11 protein-coding genes are annotated in these 13,095 nt (G+C 53.4%); 5 read left to right on the top strand and 6 right to left on the bottom strand.

All coding sequences use genetic code 11. From position 1 onward, the window contains the following. Positions 1-211: 211 nt before the first annotated feature. The 3 genes from trmB to SH287x_RS17045 all read right to left on the bottom strand — a co-directional run bounded on the left by trmB (position 212) and on the right by SH287x_RS17045 (position 2,845). Positions 212-946: a tRNA (guanine(46)-N(7))-methyltransferase TrmB gene (trmB, locus tag SH287x_RS17055; RefSeq protein ID WP_479515588.1), complete on the bottom strand. Its 735-nt coding sequence runs from the start codon at positions 944-946 to the stop codon at positions 212-214. A 212-nt stretch (positions 947-1,158) separates the two neighbouring features. After that, the gene (locus tag SH287x_RS17050; protein WP_479515587.1) at positions 1,159-1,677 is read right to left on the bottom strand and encodes a 3-hydroxyacyl-ACP dehydratase FabZ family protein; all 519 of its coding nucleotides are present in this window, start codon (positions 1,675-1,677) and stop codon (positions 1,159-1,161) included. Positions 1,678-1,768: 91 nt separating this feature from the next. Then, positions 1,769-2,845 carry a hypothetical protein gene (locus SH287x_RS17045; protein ID WP_479515586.1) on the bottom strand — a complete coding sequence of 359 codons (1,077 nt, stop codon included), beginning with the start codon at positions 2,843-2,845 and terminating at the stop codon, positions 1,769-1,771. Between the two features lie 105 nt (positions 2,846-2,950). Between SH287x_RS17045 and SH287x_RS17040 the strand changes: the two genes are divergently transcribed. After that, on the top strand, positions 2,951-3,253 hold the full coding sequence (locus SH287x_RS17040) for a hypothetical protein (RefSeq protein WP_479515585.1): 303 nt from the start codon (positions 2,951-2,953) through the stop codon (positions 3,251-3,253). A 19-nt stretch (positions 3,254-3,272) separates the two neighbouring features. Here the strand turns inward: SH287x_RS17040 and SH287x_RS17035 are convergent, their stop codons facing one another. Together SH287x_RS17035 and SH287x_RS17030 are read right to left on the bottom strand one after the other, a co-directional pair. Beyond that, a complete protein-coding gene (locus SH287x_RS17035) occupies positions 3,273-5,180 on the bottom strand; it encodes a transglutaminase domain-containing protein (RefSeq protein ID WP_479515584.1) in 1,908 nt (635 codons plus the stop codon). Positions 5,181-5,479: 299 nt separating this feature from the next. Continuing rightward, positions 5,480-7,339, bottom strand: coding sequence for a tetratricopeptide repeat protein (locus tag SH287x_RS17030; RefSeq protein ID WP_479515583.1), 1,860 nt, complete (start codon positions 7,337-7,339; stop codon positions 5,480-5,482). Positions 7,340-7,691: 352 nt separating this feature from the next. Here SH287x_RS17030 and SH287x_RS17025 point away from each other — a divergent pair, with 352 nt between their 5' ends. Next, positions 7,692-8,147 carry an SHD1 domain-containing protein gene (locus SH287x_RS17025; protein WP_479515582.1) on the top strand — a complete coding sequence of 152 codons (456 nt, stop codon included), beginning with the start codon at positions 7,692-7,694 and terminating at the stop codon, positions 8,145-8,147. A 509-nt stretch (positions 8,148-8,656) separates the two neighbouring features. On the opposite strand, the gene SH287x_RS17020 is transcribed toward SH287x_RS17025, so the two are convergent. Continuing rightward, complete coding sequence (locus tag SH287x_RS17020) at positions 8,657-8,926, bottom strand: hypothetical protein (RefSeq protein WP_479515581.1); 270 nt, start codon at positions 8,924-8,926, stop codon at positions 8,657-8,659. Between the two features lie 430 nt (positions 8,927-9,356). Here SH287x_RS17020 and SH287x_RS17015 point away from each other — a divergent pair, with 430 nt between their 5' ends. From SH287x_RS17015 to SH287x_RS17005, 3 genes are all read left to right on the top strand, one after another. Beyond that, entirely contained in the window at positions 9,357-10,892 is a 1,536-nt protein-coding gene (locus SH287x_RS17015) for a YifB family Mg chelatase-like AAA ATPase (RefSeq protein WP_479515580.1), read from the top strand. Between the two features lie 296 nt (positions 10,893-11,188). Beyond that, on the top strand, positions 11,189-12,307 hold the full coding sequence (gene lpxK, locus SH287x_RS17010) for a tetraacyldisaccharide 4'-kinase (protein WP_479515579.1): 1,119 nt from the start codon (positions 11,189-11,191) through the stop codon (positions 12,305-12,307). Further along, the gene (locus SH287x_RS17005; protein WP_479515578.1) at positions 12,307-13,092 is read left to right on the top strand and encodes an HAD family hydrolase; all 786 of its coding nucleotides are present in this window, start codon (positions 12,307-12,309) and stop codon (positions 13,090-13,092) included. The genes lpxK and SH287x_RS17005 overlap by 1 nt, the downstream gene beginning before the upstream one ends. The last annotated feature ends 3 nt before the right edge of the window (positions 13,093-13,095 follow it).

The following is a 13,095-nucleotide window of genomic DNA, read 5'->3' as shown; positions in this document are numbered from 1 at the left end:
TTCTCTCGATTCACGCCTTCCCGCCCCAGTACGGAAACATACCGTTTGCATGGATTCTATCGACGGGAACAAGTTCCGGGAATGCGACGACTTGGCGGCCTCGGCAAAGTCTACCAAGAGGGACGGCAATATTCGCCAGAATAATCAAGCAATGTGAACCCACGACCACATTGGAAATAGAGTTATCGTCCCTGCAAGGGCTTCGCGGTCGCTATTTACGGCGCCAGAGGCCGCGGTGGATGATCCAGCCGTCTTGTCGTTTGCGGCGTTCAAAGCTGGTGTGGTAATCATCGTCGCTGGCGGCTTCCTGTTCGGGAGGCGGAGGCAGCTTCTCGAAGTCCGGGTGGTGATCCATCAGGCCCTGGATCACGACAAAATAATCTTCCACATCTGTCCACGAATGAACATGACCGCCGTGCATCACCACGCGGCTGAGAAGTTCCACGAATTGATCTGTGAACAACCGCCGCCGCATATGCTTTTTCTTCCACCAGGGATCGGGGAAGTAAACGTGCGCAGCTGTCACCGAATGGGCAGGCAACTTCTTGAGGAGGACTTCGCGGGCATCGCCACCCACAATCCGGGCGTTGGGCTGTTTGCGGCGTTCCAACCGACGGGCCGCCCGGCGACCCTCTTTGAAATCAAGTTCTAACCCAAGAAAGTTGGTGTCAGGCCTGGTTGTTGATGACTTGAACATGAACAGGCCGCGGCCGCAGCCAATATCCAGTTCCAGTGGTGCTGGCTGCTCGAAGAATGTGGCCGGGTCGAGCGTCGGGCCGACATCCTCCAATGTTTGGAACCATGGTCGCAGGTCAATTTGACCGCGTTGACCACGCCCCCCGGCTGCGTCATCGTCATCAAAAGTCATGTCGAGCGAAAAGTCATTCATGTTTGCCGGCATATCAATCTGTCTGCGAGGGATTGGCACGAAGAGTCCACGTGCCATCGAAAATCATCGAATCACCCTCATTGTGGGAAAAACGGTATCTGACTCCAGACTTCTGAGCCAGGATTTCTCCCCGGATGAATAAAAAATCCGATTCCCAGCAGGAGGCCCACACCGGGAATCGGAAAAGCAGTGATCAAACACGGGCTGCTGCCGGCGGGAAACCAAGACATAATAGATTATGCCAGCAGGAGTTGCGACGTGTTAAGACATTAAGCGATGGCATCATTGCCGCCGCCAGCGGGGTCTTTCTCGATGGGGACACCAATCATTTGGCCGCTGTAAACCATGCGTTGGCCGACAAATCCCTGGAAGTCGAATTCTGCACGTTTGCCCTGGCGCAGGCGCGTCAACTTGGCCATGATCAGCAAGCGGTCGCCGGGAACGACGGGGGCGCGGAAGCGGACTTCGTTCATACCGCCAAAGCCCAGAAAATCGCCATCCAGCAGACGGTATTTTCGGGCGTAAAAACCAGCCAGCTGCGCCGCACACTCGCAGAGAATCACGCCGGGCATGAGCGGGAAACCGGGCATGTGACCCCGCACCCAGAATTCCTGATCCGTGACTTCTTTGTAGCCAATAATGCCGTGGTTTTCGGTATCGACATGCAGAATGGCTGTGAGTTGCTCCATCTCAAACCGCTGAGGATTGATTTCACGGATTTGATCGAGGTTGAACACTGGCTGATCAAAGTTAACCAGATCCATACTGTAGATGGACGGCGCAGGCATATCGAAACTCACAATTTCGGAAGAACAGAAGAGACCACATGCGTGCCACCCGAAACCCGGTTGGTCGCTCAAGCTGACAGACTATGTCAAATCAGGTGATAATGTCCAGAATCTGGCGGGGATTCGTCAAGAGTCGTTCGGGTTTCTTCACGGGATCCCGCAGATCTTCCGTCGTCGCGGCTAGGCCCAACTTCTCTGAAGCATAAAGAATTGTTTTCATTCTGGCAGTTTTTGCTGCGATGAGCACTGGCATCCGGCAACTGATCACCGCCACGTTTTCCGCCGCGAACCCAGCGGTTGCCAGAGTTTCAGCATATTTTGTCCAGAAAGATTCCGCCGTTGACCGGTAGCCCACCTGCCACGAAAGTTGACCGAGGTTCTCTTTGAGCCTCGTTGCTGAAACTGACCGACGAATCAATCCCAGTGAAAGCTGGTCGAAGGTAAATGGCTGGCCATCGCCTGCCAGCGTCTGGGAGATATTTGTCAGTTCAAGAGCCTGTGCCGCATCGGAAGTGACTTCCCAGCCTTGTAAAGACGCCTGAAAGAACCACGCGATCTTCAGGCTCAGTTCGTCCAGGTCGCCATAGAGCGATTCATCGTACGAGTAAGATTTCTGCTCCAGTTTGGCAAGCACTTTCCGCCACAATGAGGCCGTGTTCAATTCGGGAATTTCGCCCCGTTTGACACGCGCCTGCAAGCGGCTGTCTTCCACAATCTTCTGATAAATCTGCCACAGATATTCCCATGGCGCGCCGGGCTTGCGCGTCATGCTGTTCCACATGTTGAATTCTTTGAGCGTCTTATCGAGAGCCACTTCCATCCGCAACATGAGCGGAACAACCTGTTCGACCTGACCGTCAGCAATCCGGATCAGCGTGCCATAAGGATCCCAAACAACCAGCTTGATCCCAGGCAACGATTTAAGTGTCGGTGCGGCTTTAATCTCTTCTCGTTTCGGTGGAGCAGGCCAACGACGCGCAGGATCATCCAGCATCTGCAGATATTGAAGTAGCGTTTTCGACATCATCACCTGAACGCCAACAGAATTCGGACAAAGATCATTCTTCAAAAGATAGCGACCCCCACTCAGCGAAGCGACCAAACAAACGCGTCTGGGCAATCCGAAAGGGTGAGCCATCGCCCCCAGAAGAAATAAAGATGCGGCCAACTTCCTCCCGACATGAGAATTCAGCACCTGACACGATTGTTGGAGTGACACCGCCAGCGTAAACCGACAGACTCATCGTGTTGGCTTTCACTTGAAAGGAGTCCGATGAACGATCCCATCCGGCAACGGCCGCTCCAGTCGGCAGGCTTTGTGATGCTGGCCATCGCGGCAACCGACTTTATCATCAAGCTGATTGAATACATGGCAGGAGATACCCCGCTGTGGAAAATGATGCTGGGGGCTGGCATTGCCGTGCTGCTGGTGGATCTTGTCGCTTACGATCGTTCAGCGGTTGGTTCAAATCTTCGTCAAGCGACCCAATGGCTGTGGAGCGGGCTGCGTCAGGGATTTTCGACACTCTGGCGATCCATCGCTCCCTTTTTCAGAAACACACCGCCGGGTAATTAGCTTTTGTGGAAGGCATTTTTCAGGCGTCTTTGCTCCGCCGCCTCATGAGGATCAAATCCAGAGTGTCGGCATGCGACGCTTCAAGGCAAAGTGCTCGGTGTGCCGGATAATCTTTGGCGGGAATCAGCGAGCCTTCGTAACTCACACGGCGCGTCGCGATCAGTTTTCCCTGTTTCATGGCCAACCGGCAGTGAAAATCAATCCAGTGTGACGACAAATCCCGCTTGAACGGTAAGCCGTAGGGTCGCACCCCTTCGGGAAGTTCCAGTTCAAAGCGTTCGCTGGTGCTCATCACCCGCGAGAGTAACATGGGGAACTGCCGCTCCCGAGCGGCCAGCACTCCGGTTAATTCAAAAGCCCATCCCCAGGGAAGCCGTCCAATCATGATGTCTTTAGTTTTCTTGGCCCAATGCGGAATTTGAATGCGGTAGCTCACTTTGACTGGCTGCCCCAAATCCTGCAGGCCTGAAAATTCCAGTTGATCCAGGCTGGCCCCTGGCATGTCCGCTGTCACATTCTGCAACCAGAAATGAAAGCGGTCTTCAGGCGAAGCATCACAGGTTATCGAGCGAATCTGGGCCGCGAGTTCGCCTCTCATTGTTGCTCGCGCTTCGATATTCAAAGAACCGTCTGAGCCGATGGAACCTCGGTATCGCCGTTTGATGGAATGTTCGCTGGGCCGAGATGGTGGCGTGGTGAGCAATTGAGGTGGTTGCTTCCCCATGACCATGGCTTGAACCCCCTGTATGTTCCAGGGGACATCACCCAAAGTGAACGGCCCCGCCGCAGGATCAATCCACACCTCGCTGCCATCCAACTCTGTCCGAACAACGGCATGATTGAAACGGGGTGCGGGCAGGTAGTCCCCCCGGCCTTCATTGGCTGTTGTCAGCACCACCATTTCCGCTGGAATTCCCACTTCCCGCAACATTCCGACCATCAATGCCGACTTGTCCTTACAGTCGCCACGAAGTTCTTGCAGAATCTCACCCGGTGCGCGAACGCGGTGGTTGTTAAGTTCGGCAGGAGGTCGTCCGTAGCGAATTTCGTTCGAGACATGCTGATGAATCGCCAGCAGTTTCTCTCGAGGGGAATGCGAAGATTTTGTCAGCCGGCCCACCAGTTCTTTCAGCGAGTCATGGTGGATCGTGTCGAGTGTCAGTTCCTTGGAAATGAACCGGTAGACAGGGTTCCACGAAGGGAGCGTACTGAAGTCGACCCACGGCAGATGTTCTCTCCCCGGCGGCAGAAAGTCGTTAGAGATCCCTGGCGTATCATGCAAATCCCACTGAAGAACCTGGTAGCCTCCTTTTTGAAATGACGTCGGCGCAGCAGCCTCGTGGTGCAGGGCAAACTGGCAATGAAATGGTGCCGCTGCCGCTATCGTCAATCGACGGCGGCGGCAGGGAGCACCCGTCCGCAGAAAGTATTGCCCCCAAAAACACGGGCCAAATTCACTGAGCTTGAATTGATCCACCTGCTCCACCAGATCCACCGCGACACCGGGGCGCAAGGGCTTAAAGTTCAAATGCAGAAAATGGTTTCCAGCGGCATCGGTCTGGTGCTGAACTTTCTGTTTTTGCGCTGTCCCCTCAGGGGTATAGAGGACGCTTCTTGCGAACTTGATGCGGGATTGCCGGGGATGGTACCAGCGATGAAATTCATCCCAATTGGCCAGCGCCTCGCTTGACCATGGCATCGCCACCAGGTGGTATCGAAAAGTGGTTGTGCCATCGCGGTGCAGCACATAAAGGTGGTCTTCGATTAAAATATGTTCGCCGAATGGCGTGATCTGTTCGATAGGGGGTTTGTCGGCCAGCAGCGCCGCTGTATCGAGGAGGGGGGCCAATTCATCCACCGGCCGATGCCACGAAAGCCGTGTTCGCCAAAGCTTGCTTCGTGGATGAGGCAACCCACTCTCAACCATCTCGTCACTCCTGAGCCAAAAACCTGAACCTGCAATTCGCCGAGAATCAAAGCTTTTCAGCGCACACATCACCTGACAAGATGGAATTTCCTTCGTGGCAGGCTACTAAGGCGCATACTCCGAAAGTGTAGCGTTCTGGCAGAGTAAAAACCCGGACTTTTCAGGGCCAATGACGGACAGGCGCGGGCGCTCTGACCTGGAAACAGGCCTGAAGCCACCAGCAGTCAGCCATCCAGATTTTCAGGAGAGAGAATCCGGGGCGACAACTTGAAATGAGGTCGTCGTTCGCGCTGATCCGCTTATTGACCGGTTCGACCTTGTGCTGCTTTCTTCTGCAAGTTGGTCGCCACGACCCGGTTCTTTATGGCGGTGTGGAGTTGCGGATTGATTTTCAAGGCCATCTCATAAGCAACGATTGCTTGGGAGTAGCGTTTCGTGCGGACAAGAAGATTGCCATAGCTATTGTGAGCATTGGCGTTTCGCGGGTTGATTGTGATCGCTTTTTGGAAGTAAGTCTCAGCCTTTAAATAGTCCTTTTCTACCTCCTGAGTAACAATTCCCAGGTTATTAAATATTTCGCTTGATGGCGGCGGCAACTTTGCCGCACGTTCATAGCAGAACAGCGAGATTTCCGGCAAATCGTTTCGATAAGAGTTTCCGATATCAATCAGCTCGTTTTGAGAATAGGGTGATTCTAGAATTCGGGCCATTGTTAAATATTTAACTCCCTCCTGTTTTCGGCCAGCTTCCCGGAGTACATAAGCGAGGTTGCGAAAGGCGAGAGCATTCTGGCCGCGACTGCGGGTCGATTTTTCTGCTAATACGACGGCCTGGTCGAATATTTCTTGCTTCTCTTGGCTGTCAGTAAGGTTTTTCGCTCGAGTCACAAGAGCCAGGGCATAGTTTCCCATAGCGCGTCCGTTACCGGGCGATTTCTCCAGAGCATCCTGCCAGAATACTTCTTCGCTCCAGTAGACCTGATTGCGCAAGTTTGTCGTCGTAATCAGGAGTATCAGAATCATCCCCACCAGGCCTGTTAATGGCCATTGAGAGACCGTTTTTAATAAGCGAATTCCCCGAATGATCAGCACGGCACTTAACACCGCCAGTGCCATACTGGGGATGTACATGCGATGCTCGAAATAGAGATCCTGGATGGGGATCATCGAACTGGTCGGGGACAGAACAACGAACCCAACTCCGAGGAGGAATCCCCACGCCGGGCGTTTAAAGATCAAGACGACAATGGTTACGAATCCGATCAACGCAACCGCCAATGCCGGCCAGTAAGACCAGGGATCATTAACCGGCATCATCAACGCGTCGGCACATTGGCCATGGGGGAAGACCCAGAGCCATATATACCGCGCGACAGAGAAAGGCTGTGAGCGGAAGTATTGCCAGCGAGAGACTCCCTGCACTTCACCAATTCCACCAGTGGCGTACTCTCCGGCATGAGAAGCCATCACCGCAGCAAGAATCCCCAGAGTCAACCATAACCCTAAATGCCAGTACCAGCGTTTAAGCACTTCCCTGGGATGATTTGACAGCACTGCCAGATCAAGCCAGAGGATACAAAAAGGTGCCGTCACCACCACTTCTTTGGTAAGCATCCCCGCAGCACAACTGATGATTGACAAAATGAACCATACTTGTCTTGCCCGGATGACTCCAAATGAAAATGCCAGCAGTGCCCCGATAAAGAACAGTCCCGCTAACGACTCCTGCCGTTGGTAAATATAGGCCACTGCTTGTGAGTTCAAGGGATGGACGACCCAAAGCAGGCTGCTAACTAAAGCCACTTTCGCTGGCCAGTTGGCCTCACGACGACCAATTCGTGGTGATGATTCGCAAACGACTCGTACCAGCACGTATAAAACAATCGCTGTCGAGAGATGGATAATGATATTAATGACAATATAGCTGAGAGAGCCTGGGCCAAACAGAAAATGATTTAACGCGAAGCTGAAAAAGCTCAATGGCCGTGTGTATTTCCAAAGATAGTCCGGAGGCCAAAGCTGCCTCAGGACAGGATTGTCTTTAATCAACACGACGCCATCATAAGTGAAATCGACGAATAACCCTGTGAGATAAGCCGCAACTCCACTCACAACAACCAGCGCAATCGGTAGCAAATGGTGCGATAACGAAAGTCTCATCGTTCATATCTCGGGTAAGCCAACGCATTTTTGGCGAGTTGTCAGTCTTTCATGACTATAAGTTGAAATATGAAGTCGTGATGAAGACTGGTCTTTGTCGCTTTGTGAGAGAGCCTTCTATCGAGTAACGCCTGGAGACTAAAGTCCGTGGGAAATTCCCAAGAAGGGGGCAATATGCCATATCAGCGAACTTCGATGAGGCCTCTTGCATTTGATGGATGATTTGAGAAGATTTCCAAAGCTAGGTCATTCACGATTTCTGACTTTATTGAACCAGGTCTCACAACTTGCCTGTGTTTCTAGCCGCATTCATTGACATTTCTTCTATGCCGTATTGGTAAAAGGGTGAATCATGTCCCACTTCGCCAGTTTTGCTGTGATGCCCGCGGCGTCGTTGACATTGCGTCGGTTTTCATTGACCGGACGCCACTTCGCGATGGCAGTGTGGGTGTCAGGCATTTGCCTTCTGAATTTGCTTCCAGATGCTCAGGCTCAGGAAAGCCGAACCTGGACGGACACCACAGGAAAGTTCAAAATTCAAGCCAAATTTGTGTCACTGGAAGGGACGCAAGTCACATTGCAACAGACGAATGGTGACGAGATCGAAATTGACCTTTCCAAGTTAAGCCCATCCGATCGCAAAATCGCGCAGGATCTGGCGAAAAGCTCCGGAGAGAATCCTTTCCAGACCAAAGGGTCAAACCCGTTTTCCGCCAAGGGGAGTTCCAAGTCCGGTTCAGGGACGACGACAACGAGCCGTCGTGGAATGCCAAGGAATACACAGTCCAGTCCTATGTCAGCCAACTGAAGTTTCTCTGGAATGGTCAGGACGTATGGCAAGTCTCGGGCAATAACATTCCCGGATTCCTTTCGTTTGGGAAGGGAGAGTCGATCGAAGAGGCTCTCAAGAAGCACGAGAAACCCAATTATGGGTTCTTTGAGCACGCCGATGTCCCCAAACTGTTGACCAGACCCGCCGACACCTCGTCACCACAGGGAGCTTCCTCAGCGCTTGGGAAATCCACCGTGACTGCGGCCGGCTTACAATAGATACATAGACTTACGATCGTTTGGGGAAGTAAGCATTTGGTGGGCTGGGCAGGCCGTTTGAGAAGAACTCGTCATTATCTCGGCGCCCCTTACATCCAGGGCGATTGCGCCATGCTGGGCAGTTAATGAACATCATCACTATCGCACTCTGCGCCGTTATTTGCCAAACGCACTCAACGGTTGTTCTACGATGGGATTGATCAATACTTTCAAGCCTGAGTTGAGAAGGCAGGTTATGACCATGTGTTGGAGATGGCAGGCAGGATGCTATTTCAAGCTTTGATTCTCTGGATTCTCATCTTCACTCAATAAGGCTTTCCGGCCTTGCAAGAAGAGCATTGTGCCAAGTGTAGATATCAGCACAATGCAGATGATTTTCCAGATCAGAAGCCACCAAGGTCGCCACCACGCACCAGACCAGATCTCAACTGCATCTGATGCCCCGAACGCCAAAAGCCCCATCGCCAGCCACACGCGAAGAGTTTTTTCGCCGCTCAGGTCAGGAATCAACGGCCGCATCAGAACAACGGCAGCCATTCCACTCCAAATGATGACTTCGGCCGCATTGATGACCGCCGCATAATCCCACTCCTTCCAATTCATGGTATTTCCTTGCCACTGCGATGTTTACTCAGTTTCACAGTATTCCTGGTCGCCCACGTCCTATCTTGTGGTACGACCACTCGGTTCTGACAGGTGGTTGAGCCTGTCCGCAGGCTCGTTGGCCTGCTCACCATTCTTTGTTTAACCTGTCAAATCAGAAGGGAAGCTCCACGAGTGCTTCCCAGTTTATGGGTAGTCTTTCACTCCCGCACCTCATTTCTCGTTTCAGCGTTGATTGTATCGCCTCACGATGGCAATACTGTTCGCATGAGCAATATGGGGTTTGTTGTCAGTGGCGTTGAGAGAGATCTGGGCTGTGGGTTGTCCCAGTGATGGCCAGCGAAATTGATGGGGAAATGGGGATATGCTGGCACGGCTGAAGACCTATTCGCTTCTGGGAATTGATGCGGTTTCTGTTGATGTTGAAGTCGATATTTCTGCAGGGGCTCTCCCAAAAACCACGCTGGTCGGATTGGCAGAAGCCGCAGTGCGGGAAAGTATTCATCGCATTGAACGCGCGCTCGTGAACAGCGGTTATTCACGCCCTGTCGATCATGTGGTGATCAATCTTTCCCCCGCCGATCTTCCCAAAGATGCCGCTTCATTTGACCTGCCCATTGCGCTGGGAATGCTGGTCGCCAGTGGCCAGTTAGGCTCGGATCTGCTGGATCAATATGACGCTGTGGGAGAACTGGCGCTCGATGGCTCGCTTCGTCCGGTGAAGGGAGTGCTGTCGATGGCGCTGTCTTGCCGCGAGCGTGGTTGCCGGGGTTTGATTGTCCCCGTGGCCAACGTTCAGGAAGCCGCTGTTGTCGAAGGAGTGGATGTCATTCCCGTGGGTTCGCTGGCTGAAGCAGCGGGTTTTCTTTCAGGTCAGTTGCCGATTGAACCTGTTCCGTTCTCGTGGGCGGAAGCGACTCGCGAGTTCGGTGGTTATTCGGTCGATTATAGCGATGTTAAAGGTCAGGAAAGTGCCAAGCGGGCGGTGGTTGTTGCTGCCGCCGGTGGACACCATTTGTTGATGATTGGTAGTCCGGGAACAGGGAAGACGCTGCTGGCCTCCCGGTTGGCTACGATTCTGCCGCAGCTCTCTCCGGATGAAAGCCTGGAGACAACGCGTATTTATAGCTCGGTAGGACGATTGCAGCCTGGGCAACCGCTGCTGATGCAACGTCCTTTTCGGACGCCTCACCACACGATCAGCGAAGCGGGACTGGTTGGCGGCGGCAGTGTGCCATCACCGGGCGAACTTTCGCTATCGCATCATGGCGTGCTGTTTCTGGATGAGCTTCCCGAATTCAACCGCAAGACGCTGGAGGTGCTGCGTCAGCCTTTGGAAGAAGGACGGGTGACTATTTCGCGTGCCCTGGCGAGCCTCACGTTTCCCGCCAGTATCATGCTGGTGGCCGCTATGAATCCTTGTCCGTGCGGCTATCGGGGTGATCCCAGAAAATCGTGCAATTGCACACCCATTCAGGTCGAGCGTTATCTCGGGAAAATCAGCGGGCCACTGCTGGATCGGCTGGATATCCATATTGAAGTGCCACCCGTTCCCTTTCGAGATCTGTCGGACACTCAAATGGGAACATCAAGCGAGCAAATGCGGCGAGACGTTCTGAAAGCCCGCGAAATTCAGCAGGAACGTGCCAAATCGGGTGGTCAGCCTTTGAATGCCCGGTTAGCACCTCAGCAGTTGAGAAAATACTGTCAATTGAAAAGCGATGCCGAGATGTTGCTCAAGCATGCGATGGAGTCGATGGGCCTCTCTGCTCGCGCCCATGACAAAGTGCTGAGAATCAGCCGGACGATTGCGGATCTGGAAGGAGCCACCCAGATCGAGGCTCACCATCTGTCTGAAGCGATTAATTACCGGGCACTCGACCGTTCCTACTGGCGATGAACGACTGCTCACCTGATGTGGGAGTGGATGGGCACCTGGCGTTCCCAAATGTGCCCGATGACCACAAGACAGTGGTACGACCACTCTGTCATGACAGGTCGCAAGGGCCTGACAGGTTATTGAGTATGTTCGCAGGCTCGTTGGCCTGTTCACCACTCTTTGCTTAATCTGTCGATTCAGAACAGTTAATTTCTGGAAAGCGGATCAGCAGGCATGAGTTGTAAATCTCTCGAGGCCACTGCTTCTGGTTGTCTCTGTTTGGTGTTTGGCCAATGAACCTTCCATGGATTCACGCGGTGCAATCAGGTGGGGATCGATCGATCCTGGCCGGGATGCTGCGCGGTGTCACTTATGTGGCCAGTTGGGGTTATCGTGGCGTGATCGCCACGCGGAACCTGGCCTATGACAAAGGTTGGCTCCAATCGCGCCGGTTAGATGCCTTTGTGATCAGCGTGGGTAACATCACCACGGGAGGAACGGGAAAGACGCCGCTCGTGGGTTGGGTGATTCATGCCTTACGAAATGTTGTTGGCCCGGACGTTCCCCTGGCGATCGTCAGTCGTGGTTACCGTTCGGGCGATGACGGCACCAACGATGAAAAGCGGGTGCTCGACCTGATCTGCCCTCTTGTCCCTCATCTGCAAGGGCGGGAGCGTGCGAAAATTGCCAATGAGTGGATGTCTCAAGAAAAAAGAAACGGCTCACAGAACCCTCCGGCGATGGTGCTGGATGACGCGATGCAGCACCGCCAACTGGTACGTCAGGTGAATCTGGTGGTCATCGACGCCACGCGTCCGTTTGGCTATGGCTACCTGTTGCCGCGAGGAATGTTGCGGGAGTCACTATCGGCGCTGCAGCGGGCGGACTGGTTTCTCATTACGCGAGCCGAAGTGGTTTCCCGGCGAGAACTGGAACTCATTCATCAGACATTGTCTGTTATTGCACCAGGCACACCCGTCGCGGAATTAGGGTTCCATCCTTCACGGTTGATCAATGCGGCGGGGGAAACGCGAGATGTCTCCGAATTATCACAATCAAAATTCCTCCCTTTTTGCGGCATTGGCAATCCCGGCGGATTTCTGCAATTGCTGAAGCACAAGCTGGCCCCTCTGGGCGGCGTGGAATTTGGCCCGATGCAGATTTTTGCGGATCACCATCATTACTCCCCTTCAGAGATTGATGAATTGGGCCTTCTGGCCAACGCACATGGGGCTTTGAAATTGGTCACAACGGTCAAAGACCTTGTAAAAATCCCTCAGTTGTCAACACATGGCGTGGAAATCTGGGCGGTGGATATCGCCCCGGAATTTCGCTCGGGAGAGGCGGCGCTGCGAGAATTTCTGGCAGAGAAATATCATCAGTGGCAATTGGCCCGAAGCGATTTTCAACGTGTTTCTGCCAAGGAAAATGCCTGATGCCAGGGTGGGTCTTCTTCGACATTGGGAATGTTCTGTTCAACGATGATCAGCAGGCGTTTGCCGGGTATCTCTCGTTGTTTGAAACGCTGCGGGAAACTCATCCCGAACAGACTTTTGCCGAACTGATGGCAGATCGAGAAGCCGAAGCAGCCTTGGGGCGGCAATGGATCATCTCCCGGATTGCCCGCGCCCGGTTGTCCGAAACAGCTTATCAGGCATGGAGTCACCGCCTGGCGCAAACCCTGGTCGAGCGCTACGATGAATTTCACCTGGTGAATCCAGGTGTCATGGACGTGCTGACTCAATTGAAGAGAGTGTATCGCCTGGGGGTCATTGCCAATCAGACGCTTTCGTGCCGACCTTCGCTGGAACGACGAGGGCTGGCCAGTTTTTTTGATGTGATCGGGATCAGTGATGAAGTGGGTGTGGCGAAACCTGACCCGGAGTTTTTTCAGTGGGCACTTCAAAAAGCGGGATGCCGCCCCTCTGAGGCCGTCATGGTGGGAGACCGCCGGGATAACGACATTGCCCCCGCGCAGAGCCTGGGATTACGTACCTTACTGATTGAGTGGCCATCGTTTGAGCAGAAGTTCTGGCAGCCGACCGATGAATTGGCCCGGGAGTTTCTCGCATCCTGCGGTCGTGTTGCGCTGTTCCCGCAAGGATCCCCCGACATTCGCCCGGATCAAACGATTCAGGGGCTGGATGGACTTGTCGAAGCGATTGACAAGATCACGCTCAAATCATCATCACTCAACGAATCGGGTGATCAGTTTTTATAGGGT

This window comes from Planctopirus sp. SH287 (assembly GCF_056500625.1).
The sequence above is the reverse complement of the archived record's forward strand: the minus strand, read 5'-3'. Positions and strand labels throughout refer to the sequence as shown.